Below are 249 nucleotides of genomic sequence, written 5' to 3'. Positions count from 1 at the left end.
GCTCCTGCAGCAACTTCCATAGATCATGATCGAACTTCTCTCCCTGTGGTCCCCCACACAGGTCGAAAGTCAGCGCCACACCCTCTCCAGGGTGGCGCAGCGCGACACCGGGCACTTCCAGCCCGAAGGTCGACGGTACGCGCCCGGCGAACCTGTCCACAATGTCCTGCCGGGACGGCATGGCGGCTGCGGGTGGCGCCGCAGGCGTCGCCTCTGTTGTCGCAGCATCGGCGTCGCTGGTGCCTACCG

The 249-nt window shown here is 66.7% G+C and carries 1 pseudogene; it reads right to left on the bottom strand.

Annotated elements, in window-relative coordinates:
• A pseudogene (locus tag GA707_RS21500) lies at nucleotides 1-181 on the bottom strand (polysaccharide deacetylase); the annotation flags it as partial.
• Nucleotides 182-249 lie beyond the last annotated feature (68 nt).

Source organism: Nostocoides sp. F2B08 (genome assembly GCF_009184895.1).
GTDB lineage: Bacteria > Actinomycetota > Actinomycetes > Actinomycetales > Dermatophilaceae > F2B08.
Note: the sequence above shows the minus strand (reverse complement) of the source record. Positions and strands in the feature narration are given on the sequence as shown.